Raw genomic sequence first — 23,935 nt, 5'->3', positions numbered from 1 at the left:
CGTGGTCGACACCTCGTCCCCGCAAGACGCACAACATTGGTTACAGCAACATCACAGCGACGGTATTAATTTGTCGATTCGTGAGTTGTTGTATTACCAAAGTAAAACCAGCTTGCTGGACTTAACCCCCAGAAAGACCATTCAGGCCAAGCTGGCCGGGACTTACCTGGCCAAAACCAAAGGCCGGGGGATGGAATTTGATGAAGCCAGGCATTATCAGCCCGGTGATGATATTCGTGCCATTGACTGGCGAGTCACGGCCCGCACTGGGAAAACCCATACCAAGCTGTATCGGGAAGAAAAAGAGCGGCCGATTTTTATCCTCACCGATCTGTCTGCCAGCATGCATTTTGGTACCCGCTTTTTGTTTAAGTCGGTGCAGGCCGCTCACCTGACGGCGCTGATCGCCTGGTCGGCGCGCAAACGGGGCGACCGTATCGGTGGCTTGCTGTACAACCAGGACCAGCATCTGGAGTACAAGCCACTGACCCGGCAAAAAGCCGTAATGTCGCTGATGAGTGGCCTAATGCAGTTGCATCAGCCGCATCAGAATAAGCCGCAACAACTGAGCTTCAGTGATGCCTGCGCAAGACTACGCCGCCTGGCCCGCCCCGGCAGTTTGATCTTTTTGATCAGCGATTTTAGCCAGTTAAATGATACGGCCAAGCAGCATTTGCATCGTTTGGGCCGTCACTGCGAACTGGTGGCCTACCCCATCAGCGATCCATTTGAACATGCCTTGCCGTCGGTCAAAGTGCCACAGCTAGTCAGCGTCACTGACGGCAGCGAGCAGCGTACATTGCTGCTTGGGGAAAAACAGGCTGCCGAGCAGTATTTTCAAACTCATCAGCAACAAACCGATGCCATGATTCGTTTGCTTAAACAATGCCGTTGTCAGGTACTGCCGGTATCCTGCGCATTGCCGTTGGAGCTGCAATTGGGGACCAAAGCATGAACGCCAATCCCCTCGCAGAACTGAAAGACATTCATCTACCCGACCCGGTCAGTGCCTGGCCACCTGCTTATGGGTGGTGGCTACTGGCAGCGGTGATTTTAGCGCTGCTGATTTTCACCGTCAGAACCCTTGTGGCTGCCCGGCGCAAAAAGCTGGCAATTAGACAGGCGCAGGCCGAATTGGCCAGCTTGGATCTGACTCAGCCTCACTGGCCGGATAGCCTTAACAGCCTGCTTAAACGTTTAACCTTGACCTATTTACCCCGCGAAGCCAGTGCCAGTTTGCACCAGCAAGCCTGGTTAAACCTACTGGCCGGTTTGCTGCCACAAAAACGTCGGGAGGCATTTGTCCGCGACTATCAGCCGCTGCTGGATAATCTCTATCGGGCCGATGCCAAGCTGGAGAATGCCGAGCACTACCGGGGTCTCGCCAAGCAGTGGATAAACCAAGCATTGCCACCGTCGAAAAAACGCTTACGGGAGGCAGGCCATGTTTGAGTTTGCCTGGCTGTGGGCCCTGTTGGCACTGCCACTGCCGTTTTTATTTCGTTTATTGCCAGAGCGGCATAAGGGCCAAAGCGCCGCGCTACGGGTACCGCATCTGGACGCCAGCTTTGTCGGCACCTCACGCAAAACCGGCAGTAGCCGTAGTCGTTTGGTGATGGCGACGCTTGCCTGGTTATGTCTGGTGCTGGCGGCCGCCCGTCCGCAGTGGCTGGGCGAGCCGGTTAATGTACCTGCCGAGGGACGGGATCTGATGATTGCCGTAGACTTGTCCGGCTCCATGAAAGTGGAAGATATGCAGGTCAATGGCCGCACCGTTGACCGTCTGGTAATGATCAAACATGTATTGGGTGAATTTATTCAGCGCCGGGTGGGTGACCGTTTGGGCCTGATTCTGTTTGCCGATACCGCCTATTTGCAAGCGCCTTTGACCTATGACCGGGAAACCGTGCATCAACTGCTGGATGAAGCCGTAATTGGCCTGGTGGGTGAACAAACCGCCATTGGCGATGCGGTGGGCCTGGCGGTAAAACGTTTTGAGGCGCGCAAAGAGTCTAACCGGGTATTGATTCTGCTAACCGACGGCCAGAATACCGCCGGTAATATTACCCCAAGGCAAGCAAATGACCTGGCCATTCAGCACAATATCACTGTGTATACCATTGGCGTGGGCGCTGACAGCATGCTGGTACAAAGCTTCTTTGGCACCCGTCAGGTTAATCCTTCGCAGGAATTGGACGAGAAGATGCTGACCGAACTGGCGCAAAGCACCGGCGGACAGTATTTCCGCGCCCGCGATACCCAAGGTTTGGAAGCCATTTATGCCAGACTGGATGAGCTGGAACCCGTGGCCCGGGAAAGCCGGCAAATGCGGCCGCAAACCGCGCTGTTCCATTATCCTCTGGCCCTGGGGCTGGTGCTCACTGTATTACTCAGCCTCAGCCCAGTTGGTCGCTGGTTGATGAATCTGCCCAGGAGGAGCGCATGATAGACGTCAGTCAGTTTCATTTTCTGCGCCCAGGCTGGTTACTGGCACTGCTGCCGCTGCTGGCACTACTGTTGTCGCTGCGCTATCTGGGGCGTCACCAGTCAGGATGGCAAGGCGTTCTGGCCGGGCATTTATACCGGCATCTGGTTACCGATGCGGCGACCAACAAAAAGCGCCCACCGCTCAGTCTGTTAGCGCTGGGCTGGCTTTTGGCCACCATTGCTCTGGCAGGCCCCACTTGGGAAAGATTGCCGCAGCCGGTATTTCAGTTGCACACAGGTAAAGTGGTGGTGATGGATATGTCATTGTCTATGCGCGCCACCGACGTCAGCCCTGACCGATTGACCCGCGCCCGTTACAAGGCCATGGATTTAGTCAATGCCATTGGCGAGGGCGAAACCGGTTTGGTGGCCTATGCCGGAGAGGCCTTTACCATCAGTCCGTTAAGCTCGGATGCGCAAACGCTTAATACGCTAATTCCCAGCCTGGCACCGGAGATTATGCCGGTGCCAGGTAGCGAACCAACCGAAGGGCTGCGTCAGGCCATTGAACTGTTGAGTAATGCCGGATACCAGCAAGGCGAAATATTTTGGATAACCGATGGTGTCGAGCCCAGCCAGGTAGCGCCTATTACCCATTTAATTGGTGATACACCATTCAGATTGTCGATTCTGGCGGTAGGCAGCGATGAAGGCGCACCGATTAAACTCACCAATGGTGAACTGCTTAAGCAAAGTGATGGCAGTATCGTCATTCCGCGCCTGGATGAGAGTAATCTGAAGCTGCTGGCCGACAAAGGTAACGGCCGCTATGCCCGTCTGCAAGCCAATGACAGAGATATCGAATACCTTACCAGTCAGGAACTGCTATCGCGTGAAACCAGTGAAGACCAGCAACAGCAAGCCGGTGACCAATGGCAGGAAGCCGGGCCTTACCTGTTATTGCTGTTATTGCCCATTGCCGCGTATGGCTTTCGCCGTGGGATCTTAAGCATTTTTGCGCTAAGCCTGCTGATTAGCCCGCTGTTGAGCAAGCCCGTATATGCGAGCGTGTGGGACGATTTATGGCAACGTGGCGATCAGCAAGGCGCAGCGGCTTTTGCCAACAAAGACTACGAGCAAGCCGCCAAGCAATTCAGTGACCCCATGTGGCAGGGTAGCAGCTTGTATAAAAGCGGCGACTTCCAGGGCGCCCTTGATGCCTTTGCCAAAGTTGACAGCCCACAAGCCTGGTACAACCAAGGCAACGCTTTGGCCCACCTGGGCGAGTTCGACCAAGCCATTGCCGCTTATGACAAAGTATTGGCAAACGAGCCGGATAACGAAGATGCCAAAGCCAATAAAGCCTTGCTGGAGCAGATGAAAAAGCAGCAGGAGCAGCAACAACAGCAGTCTTCTAACAGTCAGCCACAGCAGGATCAGCAAGGCGATAAACAGGAACAACAACAAGACCAGCAGCAACAGCAGGGCCAGCAAGATGGTCAGCAGCAGTCTGAGCAGGACCAGCAACAGGACGGCCAGCAGCAACAGTCCGAGCAGGACCAGCAAGATCAAAAGGCCCAAGAGCAGGAAAAGCAGCAACCTTCCGAACAACAACAGGATGGTGAGGAACAGCAGCAGGCTCAGGCGCAAGCCGAGGAGGCCCAGTCCGATGAGGAAGCACGCGAAGAGCAGCAGCGCCTGCAAAATCTATTGCGTAAGGTGCCGGATGATCCCGCTTACCTGTTAAAAAGAAAGATGTTGCTGGAAAACCAGCAGCGCCGTCGTCATAGCCTGCCTAACCGAATTCAAAGGAATTGGTGATGCAATCAGTGTTCGTTAAAACCACGTTTTCCGTTTTCTTAGTTGTATTGGTCAGCCTGATGCTGAGCCAAACGGCCCGTGCCGATGTCACCGAAGTACATGCCTCGGTAGACAAAAATCCGGCTATGGTAGATGAAGGTATCGTCCTTGAAGTGACCGCCAACGATTCGGTGGACAGCAATAAGTTTGATCCCTCTCCTTTGCTTAAAGACTTTGTGGTGGGCAGAACCTCGGTCAGCAGCCAAACCCAGATCGTTAACTTTGATATGACCCGCACCACCAAGTGGACCACTCATTTGATTCCGCGAGAGGCAGGACGTTTCCAGATCCCGGCCTTTGAAATTGATGGCGTGCGCAGCCAGCCGATTAATCTGATGGTATTGCCCGCCAGCTCAGCGACACGGGGCCAGGCACGGGATATTTTTATTGATACTAAGGCCGACCTCAGCCAGGTGTATCTGCAGCAACAAATTCACTACACAGTAAAACTCTATCTGGCCAGAGATCTTCAAAGAGGCAGTTTGTCCGCCCCCAAACTGCAAGGGGCAGACATACGTCAGATTGGCAAGGACAAGGAATACAGTGAAATCGAAAACGGCCAGCGCTACCGGGTGATTGAGCGTCGTTTTGCGATTATTCCGCAAACCAGCGGCAAATTTACTATTGAGGGCCCGCTGTTTGACGGTGAAGTGGTTGAACGGAACAGTCAGTCATTTGGCTTTTTCAATCAGACTAAAACCATCACCAGAGTCGGCCCCTCCATCGAGGTGGAAGTTCTGCCCATCCCGGCAGCTTACCCTTATCACTGGCTGCCCAGTGAATATGTAGAATTACATGAAGAATGGCAAGGTAGTAGTCAGGAATACCGGGTTGGCGAGCCTATCACCCGCACTGTCACCTTAACGGCGTTAGGCGTGGTGGAAGAACAATTACCTGCAGTAGAAAGCCAATACCCTGATTCGGTTAAAACCTACCCCGACCAGGCCAACAGCGCAACGGTGGAAAAAGACGACACCCTGGTTGCTCAGCGTACCGAGACAGTGGCCATTATTCCGTCCAAAGCAGGTGAGCTGCTGTTACCAGAAATTCGTATCCCCTGGTTTAACATTGTCACGCGCCAGACTGAGTTCGCCACCTTGCCAGCCAAGACCATCCAAATTGAGCCGGCCGCACCAGGCAGTACCAATGCCATTCCTCAGCAGCCAGAAATGAATCAGGCGCCCGCACCTGATCAGCAAGCCGAGCCGATGGATATCCATCCGCCGGTCAGCTTCCAAACCCATGATGGTTGGTGGTCTGTCAGCAGTACGGTGCTACTGGTCTTATGGTTATTGACCTTACTGCTATGGTGGTGGCAGAGTCAAAAACAGCCTAAACGCCCTGTTGCAACGGTTAAAAATGAGGCCGAAGATCAGGCTTGGCAAAACTTAATGTTAGCCCTGAAAAACCGAGACAGTCAGCAAACCGTTCAGGCGCTGACCCACTGGTTAAACCTGCATTTTGGCATAAAGGGTAGCCTGGCTCAGTGTCGCCAACGTATTACCGACACAGGGCTAAACACCGCCATAGAACAATTACTTGCCAGTCGCTATGCACCCACAGGTGCCGATTGGGATGCCAATGGATTGAAGGCATCGTTGATAACCCTGCGCAAGGAGCAAAAAAGGCGTAAGCAGCGGCCTGGTGAAGGCTTGGTCAGCTTGAATATCGCCTGATTATAACTAAAACGACAATCTGGAGACGCTCATGCAACCTCAACGATTATTCCAGGCCAGCCTGATTGCGCTGGCTATTAGTGCCTGTAGCCCAGCCGAGCCACCAAAGCAAAACACCACGGCAACGGCCAGCACCGAGGTTAGCCAACAGAGCGAATCCGAGCGCCTATCGGCTTTCTTCGCCCAGAGCTATAAAGAGGATCTGCAACGTTCTCCCATGACACAAAGCTATCGTGGACTGAAATGGGATTACGATAAATGGGACGATGTTTCCGAGCAGGCTGCGGAGCGTGAAGCCGCTTTATATAACCAGCGTCTCAGTCAGGCAGCCCAGTTCGACATGGGCAAGCTGGATGCACAGGAACAGCTCAGTCTGACGCTGTATCGCCTGGATTTGGAGCGCAAACTGGCCAATGACAAATTCCGTCATCATAGCTATATCATGGACCAGTTCAGTGCCTGGCATACCCAGGTACCCAGCTTCCTGATCAATATCCACCGAATTACCGACAGCAGTGATGCCAATGCCTATGTTGCCCGCTTAAATGGCGTTAAAAACTTGTTTGATCAGGTGATTGAGCAATTAAAGATCAGAGAAAAACTCGGCGTTTTCCCGCCTAAATGGTCTTATGATCAGATGGTTGCTGCATCACAAAACGTGATCAGTGGCGCGCCGTTTGACGATACGGGTAAAGATTCCACCATTTGGCATGACTTTACAACCAAGCTGGCGGCGCTAAACCTGCCAGAGGCAGAACAGCAAAGTTTGCGTGAGGCCGCCCAGCAAGCACTGCTGTCTAGCGTTAAGCCAGCCTACGAGCAGATGATTGCCGAACTAAAACATCAGCGCGAGCTATCACCTGAAGGTGATGGTGTATGGCGTTTACCAGACGGCGAAAGCTGGTATAGCAACCGTCTGAGCTGGTTCACCACCACTGACCTCAATGCTGAAGAAGTACACCAACTTGGTTTGGATAACGTCGCACGCATCCACCAGCAAATGCGTCAGATCATGGCTAAAGTCGGATTTGAGGGTGACTTGCCGGCATTCTTTGAATTTATGCGTACCGACGCACAATTCTATTACCCCAATACCGATGAAGGCCGTGCTCAATACCTGAGTGAAGCCAAGGAGCTGATCGACATTATGCGCGAGCAGTTGCCCGCGTACTTCGGTCTGATTCCGCAAGCCGACATGGTAGTTAAACGGGTAGAAGCATTCAGGGAAAAATCCGCTGGCAAAGCCTTCTATCAAAGCCCGGCACTAGATGGCAGTCGTCCCGGAACCTATTACGCCAACTTGTATGACATGAACAATATGCCCATCTACCAGATGGAAGCACTGGCTTACCATGAAGGTATTCCGGGTCACCATATGCAACGTGCCATTACCCAGGAACTTAAGGGTATTCCCGACTTTCAGAAATATGCCTCGTTCACGGCTTACACCGAAGGTTGGGGACTGTATACCGAAGAACTGGCCAAAGACATGGGCTTCTATGCCGACCCCTACTCAGATTTTGGTCGTTTAGCCATGGAGCTGTGGCGCGCTTGTCGACTGGTGGTCGATACCGGCATGCACAGCAAAAAATGGAGCCGTGAACAGGCCATACAATATCTGCTGGACAATACCCCCAACCCACAAGGGGATGTGGTCAAGGCCATTGAGCGTTATATCGCTATGCCCGGACAAGCCACCGCCTATATGGTGGGTAAGCTGAAAATTATGCAACTGCGTCAATATGCCATGGACGAACTGGGTGAAGATTTTGACTTTCGTGGTTTCCATGACGAAGTGCTCAAGTACGGGCCCTTGCCGCTGAATCTGCTGGAAAGCAAAATCAAGGCCTGGGTAGCTGCGCAGAAAGCCTGATAAACCAAGAAAAGTCCGGCCACACCGGACTTTTCTATTTCTGCCTCTCCTATACACTTAGCCTTAGCCCGGCCTGGAAAACAGATAATTATGTTTTTTCGAAAGCAAAGTCCGCCTGCCTCGGTCAATGCAGACATGATAACGAAACAGCAACGTTATGAAGCGCTGGTGCAGGCGCTGCATGCCGATATATACAGATATGCATACTGGTTGGTGGGGGATAAAGCCGTCGCCGAGGACATAGTGCAGGAAACGTTCCTGCGCGCCTGGAAGTCATTGGATTCCTTATTGGATGAAAAGGCCGCCAAGTCCTGGTTGATCACGATCCTTCGTCGTGAAAACGCCCGTCGTTTTGAGCGTAAACAGTTTGATTTGGTTGATATGGATGACTATAGCCTGGCGGATGACGGCCCGGATCATGATACGCAACTGCAACAACGGGAAATTCATCAACTTATCGGGTCACTGGCAGAGGAATATCGTGAGCCTCTTATGTTGCAGGTCATCTTCGGCTACAGCGGAGATGAAATAGCCGAACAACTGGATCTCAACAAGAATACCGTAATGACCCGCTTATTCCGGGCCAGAAACCAGATAAAAGATGCCCTTGAACAGGCATCAGAACGCCGAGGACGTAAAAATGGATGATTTAGAATTTCGCCGCACCATTTATGCTGATCCTCACAGTCGTGACGAGCGGCTTAAACAAGCCATTGCGCAGGATCCAGCTAAAGCACAGGCTTGGCAGGAAGCCCGTCAGCTTGATGACAAGCTGAAACAAGCCGCTAAAGTACCGGTGCCGGATGGATTAGCCCAGCGACTGCTGCTGCGCCAGTCCATGCAGGCGCATCGCAAACAACAACAGCAGCGCAACTGGTTTTTAGGGCTGGCCGCGTCCACCGTGTTGGTGGTAGGACTGACTTTTACGCTATGGCAGCCTGGTCAGGTTGACTTGGCAGAAAATGCCCTGGCCCATGTTTACCACGAACATAAAGCCCTGGTGGTGGATGAAAACCTGAGCTTAGAGCAAGTTAACGCCAAGCTGGCCAGTTTCGGTGGCGAATTTGTTGATGATATTGGCAAGATTTATTACGCCAATTTTTGTGACTTCCAGCGAATCAAAAGCCTGCATATGGTGGTTGGCAGCCCGCAAGGTAAGATCACCGTGTTTATTGTGCCCAGTAGTGAAAGCATGAAGTTCTCTGAATACTTCAGTGATCAGGAATACCAAGGCAAAGCGCTGAATATGCAACAAGCCAGCCTGATTCTGGTAGGCAGTAAACAACAAATACTGACACCTCTGGAAGAAAAGCTGAAAGCCAAGCTGCGTTTCTCAGCATAAAAGACATAAAATTGGGGGCAACTGAGCCCCCAATTTCTTGTCATTACATTTATTCACAAAGATTTCATATCTGCCGGTTGACAGTATCTATGGCTGTTGGCAAAGTAACCCCTTGACCCTCAGATCGGAGAAGGCCCATGAACAAGTCAGCGTCCTCTAAGCAGATGATCCTCTGCGTTGCTGATATTGCATGTAGGCTCCCGGTCTTGTTCCTCACAGGTCGAATTCGTCGAATTATTCGATAGCGAATTTGATCGGGAGCCACCCCGCCACATTGCTTGGCATTGATTAACTAAAACCGGGCTTATGCCCACCAGAATTTGCTCGCTTAGGCATTGATCCGCCTGCGACAACTGCGCTTGTGTTCTTGCAGGCCGGTGGTCGCTTGGCGTTTATTGTCGCTTTTTATTTGGAACAGTTATGACGGAACAAACTCAACGTCCATCACTTTATCAGCTGTTTAAACAGGCCCTGAGGGGGGATGTGCAGCATGATTTTACTAAAGGCTCTATCGGTATCGCAGCGTTCCTGCTAGCCGTACCAATGGTGCTGGAAATGGCCATGGAATCCATCTTTGCCATTGTCGATATCTTTTTCGTTGCCTCACTCGGTTTTGAGGCCGTTGCAGTAGTTGGTCTCACCGAAGCGGTGCTGACTATTCTGTACGCCGTGGCCATTGGCCTGAGTATGGGTATCACCGCCTTGATTGCCCGGCGCATCGGCGAAGGAAATCCGAAAAAAGCCAATCAGGTGGCTGGGCAAGCCCTGTGGGTCGGCATGCTGGTGTCCATGCTGGTTGCCTTTGTCGGCCTGATCTATTCCCAGGATATCCTGAGATTAATGGGCGCTGACGAAAAGGTACTGGCTGTGGGGGCAGACTACACCCTGGTTATGCTGTGTGGCTCAATCACGATTTTGTACTTGTTTTTGATCAACGCCATATTCAGGGGAGCCGGTGACGCTTCCGTGGCCATGCGCTCATTATGGCTGGCCAACGGTTTAAACATCGTGCTCGATCCATTGCTCATCTACGGTATTGGTCCTTTTCCAGAAATGGGTGTAACCGGCGCTGCGGTGGCCACCACTATAGGTCGTGGTGTAGGGGTGCTGTATCAGCTTTATCACCTGCGTGGCCACGCCAGTCGTATCAAAGTGGGACTGGCTGAACTCAAGCCGCAACTAGAGGTGATGCTAGGCCTGATAAAAGTCAGTATAGGCGGGATCCTCCAGTTCTTGATTGCTACCGCCAGTTGGGTTGCTCTGGTACGTATCGTCTCCACCTACGGCAGTGCGGCGGTGGCGGGCTATACCATCGCTATCCGTGTGGTGATCTTTACCATACTGCCAGCCTGGGGAATGAGTAACGCAGTGGCCACTCTGGTGGGACAAAACCTGGGAGCGGGAAAGCCCGACCGTGCCGAGCAATCCGTTTGGCGAATCGCCAGATACAACCTGTACTTTATGCTGAGTGTGGCGGTGGTATTTATTCTGTTTGCTGAATTTATCATCGGCTTGTTTAGCACCGACCCAGCGGTTATTCGTGACGGCGTAAATTGCTTACGCTTTGTGGCCTATGGCTACGGGTTCTACGGCATAGGTATGATAGTGGTGCAGGCATTCAATGGTGCAGGAGATACTATGACGCCAACCCGTATTAACTTTCTGTGCTACTGGATGCTGCAGATACCACTGGCTTACAGCCTGGCTAAATATGCGGGACTAGGCACCAATGGGGTCTTTATGGCGATTACCATTGCGGAGTCTTTGCTGGCGGTTGTCGGCATCTGGTATTTCCGCCGAGGCCATTGGAAAACCAAAACCGTATAAACCTATAAGCCCTGAATTTCAGGGCTTTTTTATTGATGATAGAGGAATACGCCATCTGCCGTTTATCGCCGATTATTGCCAACTAACCTGATCAGTACATTTTAGTAGTTCGAATTATCGGCGCCGGGGTGTATGGTCGACAAGGCAACACCCTTCGTTATCCAATGGAACAAAAAAATGAAAAAAATCTCACTCCTCTGGCTGGTAGGCCTGGTGGTATGGACGAGTATTAGCAGTAACGTCTATGCCGATGACAAAAAGGCCGAACAAGCACGGGCGGATTATATTCGCTCACACTACGCCAAATATGAATATCAGATCCCTATGCGTGACGGCACGAAGTTGTTCACTTCTGTGTATGTGCCTTACGACAAATCACAAAAGTACCCCATTTTGATGCAGCGCACCCCATACCGGGTCGCACCTTATGGTGCCAGCGACTACAAAAAAGCCCTGGGGCCCAGTGAAATATTTGAGAAGGAAGGCTTTATTTTCGTCTTCCAGGATGTCCGCGGTAAATTTATGTCAGAAGGCGAGTACGTCAATATGCGCCCGCAGGATGCCTACAAGCGGGGTAATAAAGCCACCGATGATGCAACCGACACATACGACACCGTTGATTGGCTGGTGAAAAACCTGCCAAACAACAACGGTAATGTGGGCATGTGGGGGGTATCTTATCCCGGTTACTATACCTCTGTAAGTGCCATTAACAGCCACAAAGCCTTAAAGGCCATCTCTCCGCAAGCGCCGATTGCAGACTGGTTTTTTGATGATTTTCATCGCAATGGTGCCTTTGTGACGCCCATGGCCTTTTTGTTCTTCGATAGCTTTGACAAGCCTCGTGATGGCCTGCACTACGCCTGGCCAGAGAAAATGAAGGAACAAACGCCGGATGGTTATGACTTTTTCCTGAAACTGGGCCCACTGAGTAACGTCAACAAGCACTATTTTAAAGGCGAGCGTCCATTCTGGAATGAAGTGATTCAGCACCCCAACTACGATGAGTATTGGCAAGCCCGCGACGTGCTGCAGCATTTGAATAAAGTGAAACCGGCAACCTTAGTGGTCGGCGGTTGGTATGATACCGAAGATCTGTATGGGCCCTTGGCCACCTATCAAACCATGTCGAAGGCCAATTCTCAGGATAACGTTAAGCTGATTATGGGCCCCTGGTTCCATGGCCAGTGGAACCGTGGCAAAGGCGATAGCATGGGCGAAGCTCAGTTTGGTTTTGATACCAGTGAATGGTTCCAGCAACAAGTGCTGCTGCCGTTTTTCAAACAGCATCTAAAAGAGGGAAAATCAGCAGGCTTAGCCCGCGCCACTATGTTTGAAACCGGTGCCAACCGCTGGCGTGAATTTGCCCAGTGGCCACCTAAAGAGGGTAAGGATACCACCTTGTACTTCGGTGCCGACCAGCGCCTGCTGACACAGCCAGAGAGCAAAGGCGGCTATGCAGACTACATCAGTGATCCTAAGAAGCCTGTACCACACTCGGCTAAAGTTAGCCGCGGCTGGGATCGCCCATATATGGCGGAAGATCAGCGCTTCGCCGCCCGCCGCACCGATGTGCTGGTATTTGAAACCGAGGTGGCTGAGCAGGATATGACCCTGGCCGGGCCCATTGATCTGAATTTATGGGTATCCACCTCACAGGGCGATGCCGATTTTGTAGTTAAGCTGGTTGATGTCTTCCCTGGTAAACTTGCCGATGACGATAAGGTTGACAGTGCCACAGGTAACCGTCATGAGCTAGTGCGTTGGGGGGTAATGCGAGGCCGTTTTCGTGACAGCATGAGCACCCCTAAGCCGTTTGAAGCAAATAAACCCACTCAGGTAGCCTTTAAATTAGAGGACGTACTGCACACCATCAAACGTGGCCACAAGCTGCAAATTCAGGTGCAAAGCAGCATGTTCCCCTTTATTGATATGAACCCACAAAAGTATGTGGAAAATATCTTTGAAGCCAAGGAAAGCGATTTTGTTAAAGCCGAGCATAAGCTTTATCACAGTGCGGAATATCCCAGTTCCATCCGCTTTAAGGTGCTGAACTAAATATATTAACGCCACCTTAGGGTGGCGTTTTTGTTGGTTTAGGGTAACGTCAACGGCCTGTGCATATCCCGATGCAGTATGCCACCGTCGTCGTATTCCTGCCCTACCCCAATAAATCCCCATTTCCCATAAAAGCCCTGCAGATGACTTTGGGCACTGAGTTTAAGCGTTGAAAACTCAGCACCTTGGGTAGCTTTATCCAGTAACTGCTGCATCAACATATCACCTAATCCACAGCCCCTGGCTTCTGGAGCAAGAACGATTCGCTCAAATTTGTAACAGCCTGACGGCCTATCCCCTCTTAATCTCGCATAGGCAAGCAACTGTCCTCCCGAGTCTTCGCCGAGCAGATGCCAGCTATCGGCATCCAAACCATCAATGTCAGTGTAAATACTTTGCTGCTCAATAATAAAAACCTGCTGTCGTAAGGCAAACACAGCCTGTAACTCCAACAACTGTAATTGCTTGAATTTACACCAGCGAAATTTGACTTTCATAAGCCCTCTGGAGAAAAGATTAACGACTTGTTAGCATGATAATGCAATTGACTGAATTATATTATTTTCCTGTCCGACCCTGGTCGGACAATTTTTTGTTTGCTCCTCGAAAACAAGGAGCCTCAGCGGGCCGTCAGGGTAAAACCGACGTCAGGAATAGCAGTTGGCCATTCCCTGCCCTTCGGTGAGAATAACAACACAGGAGACCTTAGTGGAAACCGGCACCTTAATATCACTCGCCCTTTATTTTATCGCCATGCTCGGCATTGGCCTTTATGCCTATCGCACCTCTACCGACGACGTTTCCGGTTACATGCTGGGAGGCAGACGTTTAGGCCCCGGCATAACGGCACTTTCTGCCGGGGCCTCTGATATGAGTGGCTGGATGCTGATGGGCTTACCCGGTGCCATGTATGTGGCGGGTATTTCGCAAATCTGGATTGCGGTCGGTCTGGTAATAGGTGCGTTTTTAAACTATCTGATCCTGGCACCACGCCTGCGGGTTTACACCGAGGTGGCCAATGACTCTATTACTATTCCGGATTACTTTGCCAACCGCTTTGAAGACAAATCCAAGGTGTTAAGGATCCTGTCTTCGTTGGTGATTATCGTGTTTTTCACCCTGTATACCTCGGCCAGTCTGGTGGCTGGCGGCAAGTTATTCGACAGCTCCTTTGGTATGGATTACAGCACCGGTTTGTTTGTAACTGCCGGGGTAGTCGCAGCCTACACCCTGTTTGGTGGTTTTCTGGCGGTCAGCATGACCGACTTCGTTCAGGGCTGCATTATGTTCTTGTCGCTGGTGTTAGTGCCTGTGGTTGCCTTTAACCATCTTGGCGGTATCGGGCAGGTTACCACCGATGTTAGTCATATCAACAGCGCAATGCTGGATCTCTTTACCAATGCGCAAACCGGTCAGGCATTAAGTGCCCTGGGGATTATTTCGTTGTTGGCCTGGGGACTGGGTTACTTCGGTCAGCCCCATATCATTGTGCGTTTTATGGCAATTAATTCGGTTAAGGCGATTCCAACCGCCCGCCGCATTGGCATGAGCTGGATGATTGTCTCCATTATTGGTGCCCTGGCCACGGGCTTTGTCGGTGTGGCATATGTAGTCCAAACCAAAATGACGCTGGATGACCCCGAAACCATCTTTGTGGTGTTTTCACAATTCCTGTTTCACCCGTTAATTGGCGGTTTTCTGCTGGCAGCCATTCTGGCTGCTATTATGAGTACCATTTCCTCACAGCTGCTGGTTACGTCCAGCTCGCTGACCGGTGATTTCTATCAGGCTTTCCTGCGCAAAGACGCCAGCCAAAGCGAACTGGTGTTGGTTGGTCGTATCTCCGTGCTATTGGTCTCTATTGTGGCCATCGCCCTGGCCTGGGATCCACAAAACACCATCCTGAATCTGGTCAGTAATGCCTGGGCCGGTTTTGGCGCAGCTTTTGGACCTGTGATCATTATTAGTCTGTTCTGGAAGCGCATGACACGAGCCGCCGCCTTGGCCGGTATGTTAGTCGGTGCAGGAACCGTGTTGTTCTGGATCTATGCCCCAGTCACCATCAACGGCCAGTCATTAAGCAGTTGGATGTATGAAATCGTGCCCGGCTTTATCTTGTGTACACTGACCATACTGGTTGTCAGTTTATTTACCCGTCCGCCCAGCCAGGCGATGCAAGACACATTCACTAAGATGGAAAATAAACTCCAGGCAGATCAAGCCTGACAATTGACCCGGCCTCTGCCGGGTTAATTTTTTATTACTCACAATAAACATCTTATGTGATAAGTTAATACGGATCGATTCAACAGGATAGTAGAACCAAGATGGCGTTTTTTGCGGCAAGGCAACCCATTCTCGATAAAGATAAAAAACTGGTTGCCTATGAGTTGTTGTTCAGGGAAAGCCTGAAAAATGTGTTTCCGGATATCGGTGAGGATATCGCCACCTCAAAAATCATTGAAGGCCTGCAATTTAACCTCGGCCTGGATACCCTGACGGAAAACAAATTAGCCTTTATCAACTTTACCCAGGAAACCCTGCTGCAGCGTTACCCGCTGATGCTGCCCAAAGAACAATTGGTGGTTGAGATACTGGAGTCTGTGCCACCAACACGTCAGTTGCTGGAAGTCTGTAAGGAATTTAAGGAAAAAGGCTACCAAATCGCCCTGGACGATTATGTGCATAAGAATGTCTGGCTGCACTTTTTCCCATACGTAGACATTATTAAAGTTGACCTGCGAGACAGTACCCCCGAACAAGTTGAAGAAATAAGAAAGGCAGCCGCCCCCTTCCCCTCCATCAAATTACTGGCCGAGAAGGTAGAAACCCACGAAGAGTTTCACCAGGCCATTGAAATGGGCTTTAGCTATTTCCAGGGATACTTTTTCAGCAAACCTGAAGTGATGCGCAGCCGCACATTGGATCCATCACAGCTGACCATCGCGCAGTTGATGACCGAACTGGCCAGTGATGAACCTGATACTCAAGCCATCAGCAAAGTGTTTGAAACCGATGTTAACCTATCGTTTAAATTGCTGCGTTATGCTCAGTCACCACTGTTCAAACGCCGTAACGACATCGTTAACATCAAGCAAGCCATTATTGCCCTTGGCCTGCAGGAACTGAGGCGTTTTGTCTCCTTACTTTTCACCGCACAATTTTCTGACCGAAAACCAGCCGCACTGACCGTCATGTCGTTGGTACGCGCCAGATTCTGCGAACATTTGTCCGCCCAGCCAGGACAACATAGCAGTGAAGCAGGTGCCTTTCTTACCGGCATGCTGTCGTTACTGGACGGTTTGCTGGACGCCTCTTTACCTGAATTACTGGATAAGCTTCCCCTTAGCCCGCCAATCAAGGCTGCCCTTATTGAAGGGGAAGGTAGATTAGCGGATTATCTGTTGATGGCTAAAGCCTTCGAGGCCGCAGATTGGCCAAGCGCACAGCAGTTATGTAAACAGCTCGAGCTCAGTATCGATAAGGTTACCCGCTTGTATGTAGACTCAGTTCGCTGGGCAACCGTCAGAGAAAATATGGGTTGATCGCAAGGCAAATTTGACAGGTAAGTCTCAGTTAACGAACATACCCGCATTGAGTTGCTAGTATTAGCGCAATATCTAAGCAATTAACTCTGTACAATCAGTATTACTTATAGCTATCTCGCATAGGCTGCAGTTATTTCTTTATGATAATGTTCTAAGCAGATACTTAATTTAAGATTGCCACTTAGCTACTGGACACGACATGGTCGCCATTCCCAATGTTACTCATTTAAAACAGCTGGAAGCCGAAAGCATCCATATTTTCCGCGAAGTTGCCGCCGAGTTTGAAAACCCGGTGATGCTATACAGCGTAGGTAAGGATTCTTCCGTGCTGTTGCACCTGGCTCGCAAGGCTTTTGCTCCCGGGCGTATCCCCTTCCCTTTATTGCATGTGGATACCACCTGGAAGTTCCGTGAAATGATTGAGTTTCGCGATCGTATGGCTGCCGAGCATCAACTGGACCTCATCGTCTACAAGAATCAGGAAGGGCTGGATATGAATATCAGTCCTTTTGTGCACGGCAGCGCCAAGCACACTGACATAATGAAAACCCAGGCATTAAAAAAGGCCCTGGACAAATATCAGTTTGATGCCGCCTTTGGTGGTGCCCGTCGCGATGAAGAGAAGTCACGCGCCAAAGAGCGGGTGTATTCGTTCCGCGATCAGAACCACCGCTGGGATCCAAAAAACCAGCGCCCTGAGCTATGGAATATCTATAACTCTAAGGTCAATAAAGGCGAAAGTATCCGGGTATTCCCGCTGTCCAACTGGACCGAACTGGATATCTGGCAATACATCTACCTGGAAAATATTCAGATCCCAGAGCTGTATCTGGCTAAACCGCGTCCTGTGGTTGAGCGTGACGGTGTATTGATCATGGTTGACGATGAGCGTATGCCACTTAAAGACGGCGAAGTTCCCCAGCAAGAATGGGTACGTTTTCGCACCTTGGGCTGCTACCCCCTGACCGGTGCTGTGCGTTCAAACGCTGCCAACTTGCCGGATGTGATCCAGGAAATGCTGTTGACCAAAACCTCTGAGCGCCAAGGTCGGGTTATTGACCATGACAGCGCTGGCTCCATGGAAAAGAAAAAGATGGAGGGTTACTTCTGATGGCAAGCAATATCGTCTGGCACCAACATAAAGTCGGCAAAGCAGAGCGCAGTGCGCAGAAACAGCAAAAGCCGCTGGTAATCTGGCTGACCGGTCTGTCCGGCTCTGGCAAATCCACTATTGCCAATTTACTTGAGCAGAAATTGGGTGCGGCGGATAAACATACTTACTTGCTTGATGGCGATAATATCCGTCATGGCCTCTGTGGTGATTTGGGCTTTTCCGATAAGGATAGGGTGGAAAATATCCGTCGCATCAGCGAAGTAGCAAAATTGTTTGTGGATGCCGGGTTGATTGTGATCACCGCCTTTATTTCCCCTTTCCGTGCAGACCGAGATTTTTGCCGCCACTTGTTGGATGACCAGGAGTTTGTTGAAGTCTATGTCGACACACCACTAAGTGTCTGCGAAGAGCGCGACCCCAAAGGTCTGTATCAAAAGGCCAGGGCAGGTGACATTAAAGATTTTACCGGTATAGATTCAGTCTACGAGGCGCCGCAAGCGCCGGAGATCCATCTTGAATATCAGGACGGACAAACTGCCGAGCAATCCGCTGAACAATTGATTGTCGCCCTTAAAGCGAAAGGATACCTGGCATGAGTGACACATTAGCGCTGGCTGAACAGGTTAGCCGTATTGCCCGCGCCGCAGGTAGTGCCATTCTGACTATCTATCAGCAGGATTTCGCTATTTACGACAAAGCAGATAAAAGTCCGTTGACCGAAGCCGATCTCGCTGCGCACCACATCATAGTGGCAGGCCTAAAAGAGATAAGCGATTTACCTATACTCTCTGAAGAATCAGCCACTATAGCCTGGGCTGAGCGCCGCGACTGGCAGCGCTACTGGTTGGTTGACCCTCTGGATGGCACCAAGGAATTTATCAAGAAAAACGGTGAGTTTACCGTCAATATTGCACTGATTGAAAACGGCCATCCTGTGCTGGGTGTAGTATACGCCCCGGTGTTGGATACTTTGTATGTCGGCGTAGTCGGCGAGCAGGCCTACAAGGAAAATCAAGGACAGCGCACAGCCCTCAAGCCGGCTTTCCACCAGCCAGGTGACGAATGGAAAATTGTCGGCAGTCGCTCTCACCAAAGTCCTGAGATTGAGGCCTTTCTGGCACAGTTGGACGGTGATAAAGAACTGCTGGCCATGGGCAGTTCGCTTAAGCTGTGCCTGGTTGCCGAAGGACGAGCCCATTTATATCCAAGGTTAGGCCCCACCAGCGAGTGGGATACCGCAGCGGCCCATGCCGTGGTGCTGGCCGCCGGTGGCAATGTCACTGAATTAGCCGTTGGTCAGCGCATCCATGAAGCAACCAAGCCGCTGGTCTACAACCAAAAAGAATCCTTGTTAAACCCGTTTTTTCTGGTCAGCGCCCACGCGTCTGGTCAATGAGTAAAGTCAGCCATGAACAATCAAAACGAACTTCTCGAGCAGGATATTCTTCAGTATCTGGAGCAACACGAGCGTAAGGATCTATTACGCTTTTTAACCTGTGGCAGTGTAGATGACGGTAAAAGCACCCTGATTGGTCGTTTACTGCATGACTCCAAAATGATCTATGAAGATCAGCTGGCCGCCATCAGCAAAGACAGCAAAAAAGTCGGCACCACAGGTGACGAAGTGGACCTGGCCTTATTGGTTGATGGTCTGCAATCCGAGCGTGAACAAGGTATCACCATTGATGTGGCGTACCGGTATTTCTCTACCGATCAGCGTAAATTCATCATTGCCGATACCCCGGGGCATGAGCAATATACCCGTAACATGGTAACCGGTGCCTCTACCTGTGATTTGGCCATAATCCTTATCGATGCTCGCGGTGGGGTTAAAACCCAGACCCGTCGTCACTCCTTTTTAGTCTCACTGTTGGGCATCAAACACGTGGTGGTTGCCATCAATAAAATGGATCTGATGGGTTTTGACCAGGATGTGTTCAACAAGATCCGTGAAGATTATCTGCAACTGGCTAAACAATTAGCCATACCCGATATTCACTTTGTGCCTATGTCGGCCTTAAAAGGCGACAACGTAGTCAACCGCTCAGACAAGATGCCCTGGTATCAGGGACAAACCCTGATGCAGTTGCTGGAAAGCATTGAGATTGCCAAGGATGTCAACCAAACCGACTTCCGCCTCCCGGTGCAGTATGTTAACCGTCCGGATCTGAATTTCCGTGGCTTTGCCGGTACCGTGGTATCAGGCCAGATAAAGCCTGGTGATGAAGTCACCGCTCTGCCCTCGGGTAAAACCTCCAGGATCAAAGACATCGTTACCTTTGACGGTAACTTAGCCGAGGCCTATGCACCGCTGGCCGTAACCCTGACACTGGAAGATGAAATCGATATTTCCCGTGGCGATATGATCGTTAAGTCCGACAATCTGCCGCTGCAATCCACGGCCTACCGTACTCATTTGGTGTGGATGGCGGAAGAGCCGTTGATGCCCAACAAGCAATACGAGTTCAAGTTTGCGACTAAATCTGTCAGCGGCTCGGTCAAAGAGCTGGATTACCAGATTGATGTAAACAGCATGGCGCACAAAGATGCAGTGCATTTGCATCTGAATGAAATTGCCGTCGGTGAGATCAAGCTGACCCAACCGGTTGCTTGCGACCCTTACCAGCAAAACCGTAAAACCGGGGCCTTTATCATTATCGACCGTCTGACCAATGGTACAGTCGGTGCTGGTATGATTATCGAGGCACTGCAAGGCAAATCTCAGGAGTCGCACAAATACTCAGAATTTGAACTGGAGTTCAATGCCTTGGTGCGTAAGCACTTCCCTCACTGGCAGGCGCTGGATATCAGCAAACTCTGAGTCGACGAATATGGACATAAACCAGCTCCTGGTTGGCGGAACATTTTTTGCCACCATTGCCGCTCTGGCCCTGACCGACAAACGCCCGTCGGCCATCTTTGCCATGGCGGTACTGGTCTTACTGGCAACCGGTCAGCTTAGTCTGGCCCAGGTCAGTCATGGCCTGACCAACCAGGGGCTGCTGACCTTAGTCCTGCTGCTTTTGGTCAGTAATGCCATCGACAAAACCTCGTTGATTAAACGGCTGGGACGAAAACTGATAACCAGCCGCTACCGGCAAAGTTACTGGCGACTATTTGGCGTCACCTTTGCGTCCTCAGCCTTGCTGAACAACACCGCTATTGTCGCCAGCCTGATAGGCCCGGTGAAACAAAACCAGTTTCATCCACCTTCGCGCTTGTTAATTCCCCTGTCCTACGCGGCTATTTTGGGTGGTACAGTGACATTAATTGGCACCTCCACCAACCTGATAGTAGACAGTTTTCTGATAGAACAAGGCCACAGCGGCTTTGCCTTTCTGGATTTCACCTTATATGGCCTGACTGCCGGGCTGGCCTGCGGTTTGCTGATGTTTCTAATCTCGCCCTTACTGCCTGCCATTGCAGTAACCCAAGCCGATTACAAGCAGTACTTTATCGAAGCCAAGGTAGATGCCAGCTCTTCGTTGGTAGGGAAAACCGTCGAAGAAAACCACTTGCGTAACCTACCTGAGCTGTTTTTGGTGGAAATCGTCAGAAGCGGCCATTTGATAAGCCCGGTGACACCGGAAATGCTCATTGAAGCTAACGACAAGCTGATCTTCTCGGGCAATGTAAAACGGGTAGACAGCCTTAGTCATATTGACGGTTTAAACCTGTTCGCTGAGTCCAACGGTTTGCTGCGGGAAAACCTCACCGAAGTGGTGATCTCCAACCGTGCCCAACTGATAGATAAAACCCTTAAACAAATAGGCTTTCGCGCTATGTTTGACGCGGCCGTGGTAGCCATACGTCGTGACGGTGAAAACCTGTCGGGCAAGTTAGGGGAAATAAAGTTACAAGCCGGTGATAACCTGCTGCTGGCTACAGGGCCAGATTTCGCCAGTCGCAATAACCTGTCCAAAAACTTCTTTATCCTTACCGAACATACACTGGCGCGTAAGCTCACGCCGCTGCAGGAAAAGCTCACATTGGGTGGCTTCCTGCTGACGGTCATACTCAGTGCCACTTCGGTACTGCCACTGGCTGTGGGTTTGGTGTTCTTCCTGGCGCTGCTGGTTTTCTCTGGGATAAGTTCAGGCAATGAGATTAAACGTAATATTCCGCTAAATCTGATGATGGTGATTGTTGGGTCGCTGGCCATGGCTACCGCCTTACAACAATCTGGCGTCATTGATAGCCTCAACCAAGGGTTACTGCCCTATCTGCAGGGTAGCAGCCCCTTTGTGGCGCTGGTGGTGATTTATCTGCTCACCCTGCTCCTGACTGAACTTGTCACTAACAATGCCGCCGCGGCACTGATGTTTCCTTTCGCTTGGGGCCTGGTGCAGCTGTTAGATGCACCGGTATTGCCTTTTGCCCTGGCGGTTGCCTTTGCCGCCAGCGCCAGCTTTATCTCGCCCTGGGGCTATCAAACCAACTTGTTAGTGTTTAGTGCCGCGAATTATAAGTTCAGCCACTTTGCCAAATTTGGTTTGCCCATCTCGATAATGTATTCGAGTATCGTATTAATCATGCTCAAACTTAGTTTTGGCCTTTGATGGCAGACAACTGCATTTAGATAACCGCAGGTCGTTTAATCCCAAACTCCTGCCACATGAATAGAAAAGGCCGGCATAACGCCGGCCTTTTACATAAAACCAGTGATGGTTAAGCCTTACGCCAGGTGGTGCCCTGCGGGCCATCTTCGAGCACCACGCCCATCTCGGTCAGGGCATTACGAGCCACATCCGCAGCCGCCCAATCTTTGGCAGCTCTGGCATCAGCTCGGGCCTGGATCAAACGCTCAATTTCAGCCACATCAACACCTTCATCCATGCCGGATTGCAGGAAAGCATGGGCATCACCCTGCAGCAAACCTAATACGGCGGCCAGCTTAAGCAGCACACCGGCCAGTTTTGCCGCTTCCGCAGGCTTGTCTTTGTGTTTGTTAATGTCGCGGGCTAACTCAAACAGCACGGAGAACGCCTCAGGGGTATTAAAGTCATCGTCCATGGCCGCGTTAAAGCGCACCATATAACCACCATAGGCGATATCAACACTTTGGTCCGCGTCAACGTCTCGAAGTGCCGTATACAAACGCTCCAAGGCCGCCCTGGATTGCTTAATATTGTCCTCTGAGTAATTAAGCTGGCTGCGGTAATGGGCACTTAACAGGAAATAACGCAGAGTTTCTGCATCATATTCCTTAAGCACATCACGCAGGGTAAAGAAATTACCCAGAGACTTACTCATTTTCTCCTGATTCACCTGCACCATACCGGAATGAACCCAATAGTTGGCAAATGGCTGGCTGGAAGCACAGCAGGATTGTGCAATCTCGTTTTCATGGTGAGGGAATATCAGATCAGAGCCGCCACCATGGATATCAAAATGACTGCCCAAGTGTTTTTCACTCATGGCCGAACATTCAATATGCCAGCCAGGACGCCCAGCGCCCCAGGGGGATTGCCAGCTCACCTCACCAGGCTTAGCCGACTTCCACAGTACAAAATCCAGTGGGTCGTCTTTGTCTTCGTTGACCTCGACCCTGGCACCAGCCTGCAACTGTTCCAGATCCTGACGACTGAGTTTGCCGTATTCCTTAAAGGTACTGACATCAAACAGCACATCACCGCTTGGCGCTACGTAGGCGTGGCCTTTCTCCACTAAGGTTTGGGTGATGGCTATAATCTCGTCCATATGGGTGGTGACACGAGGCTCTACGTCTGCCGGCAACAAATTAATCGCGGCAAAGTCCTCGTGCATCATGGCAATAGTGCGTTCCGTCAGCTGTGCCGGGGTTTCCCCATTCTCGGCTGCGCGGCGGATAATCTTATCGTCCACATCGGTAATATTGCGCACATAATTGACCTTGTACCCTAAATGGCGCAGATAACGCACCATGGTATCAAAGCTCAGGTAGGTACGGGCATGGCCCATATGACAGAGGTCATAGACAGTAATACCACACACATATAACCCAACTTCACCTTGTTTGAGAGGTGTAAACAGCTCTTTTTGGCGGGTTAGGGTATTGAAAATGTGCAGCATCTACTGGTTCCTGTCTAAGTGAAGATTCAGGGCGGAGTGTACCCGATTGATAAACAAAAATCCCGCCACAAAGGCAGGATTCACCGGTGAATTTGGTCCCGCTTTATACCTTTTAGTCGCCAGCCTGTGAGCACTGTTAAAAACAGCCAGAAGCCGCAT

Annotated in this window: 19 protein-coding genes; 17 read left to right on the top strand and 2 right to left on the bottom strand. The window is 51.0% G+C overall.

The features are described from left to right. The first annotated feature begins 1 nt into the window (after position 1). From J0A65_RS03900 to J0A65_RS03855, 10 genes are all read left to right on the top strand, one after another. The gene (locus tag J0A65_RS03900; protein ID WP_332874291.1) at positions 2-955 is read left to right on the top strand and encodes a DUF58 domain-containing protein; all 954 of its coding nucleotides are present in this window, start codon (positions 2-4) and stop codon (positions 953-955) included. After that, positions 952-1,452 (top strand): DUF4381 domain-containing protein, encoded by a 501-nt coding sequence (locus J0A65_RS03895; protein ID WP_206592811.1) that lies wholly within the window; start codon positions 952-954, stop codon positions 1,450-1,452. The genes J0A65_RS03900 and J0A65_RS03895 overlap by 4 nt, the downstream gene beginning before the upstream one ends. Further along, on the top strand, positions 1,445-2,446 hold the full coding sequence (locus J0A65_RS03890; protein ID WP_206592810.1) for a vWA domain-containing protein: 1,002 nt from the start codon (positions 1,445-1,447) through the stop codon (positions 2,444-2,446). Before J0A65_RS03895 ends, J0A65_RS03890 begins: the two co-directional genes overlap by 8 nt. Next, positions 2,443-4,248: a vWA domain-containing protein gene (locus tag J0A65_RS03885; protein ID WP_206592809.1), complete on the top strand. Its 1,806-nt coding sequence runs from the start codon at positions 2,443-2,445 to the stop codon at positions 4,246-4,248. Before J0A65_RS03890 ends, J0A65_RS03885 begins: the two co-directional genes overlap by 4 nt. Then, complete coding sequence (locus J0A65_RS03880; RefSeq protein ID WP_206592808.1) at positions 4,248-5,963, top strand: BatD family protein; 1,716 nt, start codon at positions 4,248-4,250, stop codon at positions 5,961-5,963. The genes J0A65_RS03885 and J0A65_RS03880 overlap by 1 nt, the downstream gene beginning before the upstream one ends. 31 nt (positions 5,964-5,994) lie before the next feature. Next, complete coding sequence (locus J0A65_RS03875) at positions 5,995-7,836, top strand: DUF885 domain-containing protein (RefSeq protein WP_206592807.1); 1,842 nt, start codon at positions 5,995-5,997, stop codon at positions 7,834-7,836. Positions 7,837-7,926: 90 nt separating this feature from the next. Further along, positions 7,927-8,484, top strand: a complete 558-nt coding sequence (locus tag J0A65_RS03870) for a sigma-70 family RNA polymerase sigma factor (RefSeq protein ID WP_206592806.1) — start codon at positions 7,927-7,929, stop codon at positions 8,482-8,484. Continuing rightward, the gene (locus J0A65_RS03865; RefSeq protein ID WP_206592805.1) at positions 8,477-9,178 is read left to right on the top strand and encodes a DUF3379 domain-containing protein; all 702 of its coding nucleotides are present in this window, start codon (positions 8,477-8,479) and stop codon (positions 9,176-9,178) included. The genes J0A65_RS03870 and J0A65_RS03865 overlap by 8 nt, the downstream gene beginning before the upstream one ends. 420 nt (positions 9,179-9,598) lie before the next feature. After that, on the top strand, positions 9,599-11,005 hold the full coding sequence (locus J0A65_RS03860; protein WP_206592804.1) for an MATE family efflux transporter: 1,407 nt from the start codon (positions 9,599-9,601) through the stop codon (positions 11,003-11,005). Positions 11,006-11,182: 177 nt separating this feature from the next. Continuing rightward, positions 11,183-13,063, top strand: coding sequence for a CocE/NonD family hydrolase (locus J0A65_RS03855; protein WP_206592803.1), 1,881 nt, complete (start codon positions 11,183-11,185; stop codon positions 13,061-13,063). 38 nt (positions 13,064-13,101) lie between these two features. On the opposite strand, the gene J0A65_RS03850 is transcribed toward J0A65_RS03855, so the two are convergent. After that, positions 13,102-13,560: a GNAT family N-acetyltransferase gene (locus tag J0A65_RS03850; protein ID WP_206592802.1), complete on the bottom strand. Its 459-nt coding sequence runs from the start codon at positions 13,558-13,560 to the stop codon at positions 13,102-13,104. A gap of 211 nt (positions 13,561-13,771) precedes the next feature. On the opposite strand from J0A65_RS03850, the gene putP reads away from it, so the two are divergent. From putP to J0A65_RS03815, 7 genes are all read left to right on the top strand, one after another. Next, positions 13,772-15,289: a sodium/proline symporter PutP gene (putP, locus tag J0A65_RS03845; RefSeq protein ID WP_206592801.1), complete on the top strand. Its 1,518-nt coding sequence runs from the start codon at positions 13,772-13,774 to the stop codon at positions 15,287-15,289. Between the two features lie 101 nt (positions 15,290-15,390). Further along, positions 15,391-16,608 carry an EAL and HDOD domain-containing protein gene (locus J0A65_RS03840; RefSeq protein ID WP_206592800.1) on the top strand — a complete coding sequence of 406 codons (1,218 nt, stop codon included), beginning with the start codon at positions 15,391-15,393 and terminating at the stop codon, positions 16,606-16,608. Positions 16,609-16,810: 202 nt separating this feature from the next. Next, the gene (cysD, locus tag J0A65_RS03835) at positions 16,811-17,722 is read left to right on the top strand and encodes a sulfate adenylyltransferase subunit CysD (RefSeq protein ID WP_206592799.1); all 912 of its coding nucleotides are present in this window, start codon (positions 16,811-16,813) and stop codon (positions 17,720-17,722) included. Then, positions 17,722-18,321, top strand: coding sequence for an adenylyl-sulfate kinase (cysC, locus tag J0A65_RS03830; protein ID WP_206592798.1), 600 nt, complete (start codon positions 17,722-17,724; stop codon positions 18,319-18,321). Before cysD ends, cysC begins: the two co-directional genes overlap by 1 nt. Then, positions 18,318-19,121 (top strand): 3'(2'),5'-bisphosphate nucleotidase CysQ, encoded by an 804-nt coding sequence (gene cysQ / locus J0A65_RS03825; protein ID WP_206592797.1) that lies wholly within the window; start codon positions 18,318-18,320, stop codon positions 19,119-19,121. The genes cysC and cysQ overlap by 4 nt, the downstream gene beginning before the upstream one ends. 12 nt (positions 19,122-19,133) lie before the next feature. Further along, positions 19,134-20,546 (top strand): sulfate adenylyltransferase subunit CysN, encoded by a 1,413-nt coding sequence (cysN, locus tag J0A65_RS03820; RefSeq protein WP_206592796.1) that lies wholly within the window; start codon positions 19,134-19,136, stop codon positions 20,544-20,546. A gap of 10 nt (positions 20,547-20,556) precedes the next feature. Further along, on the top strand, positions 20,557-22,284 hold the full coding sequence (locus J0A65_RS03815) for an SLC13 family permease (protein WP_206592795.1): 1,728 nt from the start codon (positions 20,557-20,559) through the stop codon (positions 22,282-22,284). A 109-nt stretch (positions 22,285-22,393) separates the two neighbouring features. Here the strand turns inward: J0A65_RS03815 and cysS are convergent, their stop codons facing one another. After that, entirely contained in the window at positions 22,394-23,776 is a 1,383-nt protein-coding gene (cysS, locus tag J0A65_RS03810) for a cysteine--tRNA ligase (RefSeq protein WP_206592794.1), read from the bottom strand. Positions 23,777-23,935 lie beyond the last annotated feature (159 nt).

Source organism: Bowmanella yangjiangensis, from assembly GCF_017255015.1.
GTDB classification, from domain to species: Bacteria; Pseudomonadota; Gammaproteobacteria; order Enterobacterales; family Alteromonadaceae; genus Bowmanella; species Bowmanella yangjiangensis.
Note: the sequence above shows the minus strand (reverse complement) of the source record. Positions and strands in the feature narration are given on the sequence as shown.

What these genes read in the sequence shown, in the direction of transcription:
- J0A65_RS03895 (WP_206592811.1), top strand. Translation starts at nt 952, where the DNA reads ATGAACGCCAATCCCCTCGCAGAACTGAAAGACATTCATCTACCCGAC.
- J0A65_RS03890 (WP_206592810.1), top strand. Translation starts at nt 1,445, where the DNA reads ATGTTTGAGTTTGCCTGGCTGTGGGCCCTGTTGGCACTGCCACTGCCG.
- J0A65_RS03885 (WP_206592809.1), top strand. Translation starts at nt 2,443, where the DNA reads ATGATAGACGTCAGTCAGTTTCATTTTCTGCGCCCAGGCTGGTTACTG.
- J0A65_RS03880 (WP_206592808.1), top strand. Translation starts at nt 4,248, where the DNA reads ATGCAATCAGTGTTCGTTAAAACCACGTTTTCCGTTTTCTTAGTTGTA.
- J0A65_RS03875 (WP_206592807.1), top strand. Translation starts at nt 5,995, where the DNA reads ATGCAACCTCAACGATTATTCCAGGCCAGCCTGATTGCGCTGGCTATT.
- J0A65_RS03870 (WP_206592806.1), top strand. Translation starts at nt 7,927, where the DNA reads ATGTTTTTTCGAAAGCAAAGTCCGCCTGCCTCGGTCAATGCAGACATG.
- J0A65_RS03865 (WP_206592805.1), top strand. Translation starts at nt 8,477, where the DNA reads ATGGATGATTTAGAATTTCGCCGCACCATTTATGCTGATCCTCACAGT.
- J0A65_RS03860 (WP_206592804.1), top strand. Translation starts at nt 9,599, where the DNA reads ATGACGGAACAAACTCAACGTCCATCACTTTATCAGCTGTTTAAACAG.
- J0A65_RS03855 (WP_206592803.1), top strand. Translation starts at nt 11,183, where the DNA reads ATGAAAAAAATCTCACTCCTCTGGCTGGTAGGCCTGGTGGTATGGACG.
- J0A65_RS03850 (WP_206592802.1), bottom strand. Translation starts at nt 13,560, where the DNA reads ATGAAAGTCAAATTTCGCTGGTGTAAATTCAAGCAATTACAGTTGTTG.
- J0A65_RS03840 (WP_206592800.1), top strand. Translation starts at nt 15,391, where the DNA reads ATGGCGTTTTTTGCGGCAAGGCAACCCATTCTCGATAAAGATAAAAAA.
- cysD (WP_206592799.1), top strand. Translation starts at nt 16,811, where the DNA reads ATGGTCGCCATTCCCAATGTTACTCATTTAAAACAGCTGGAAGCCGAA.
- cysC (WP_206592798.1), top strand. Translation starts at nt 17,722, where the DNA reads ATGGCAAGCAATATCGTCTGGCACCAACATAAAGTCGGCAAAGCAGAG.
- cysQ (WP_206592797.1), top strand. Translation starts at nt 18,318, where the DNA reads ATGAGTGACACATTAGCGCTGGCTGAACAGGTTAGCCGTATTGCCCGC.
- cysN (WP_206592796.1), top strand. Translation starts at nt 19,134, where the DNA reads ATGAACAATCAAAACGAACTTCTCGAGCAGGATATTCTTCAGTATCTG.
- J0A65_RS03815 (WP_206592795.1), top strand. Translation starts at nt 20,557, where the DNA reads ATGGACATAAACCAGCTCCTGGTTGGCGGAACATTTTTTGCCACCATT.
- cysS (WP_206592794.1), bottom strand. Translation starts at nt 23,776, where the DNA reads ATGCTGCACATTTTCAATACCCTAACCCGCCAAAAAGAGCTGTTTACA.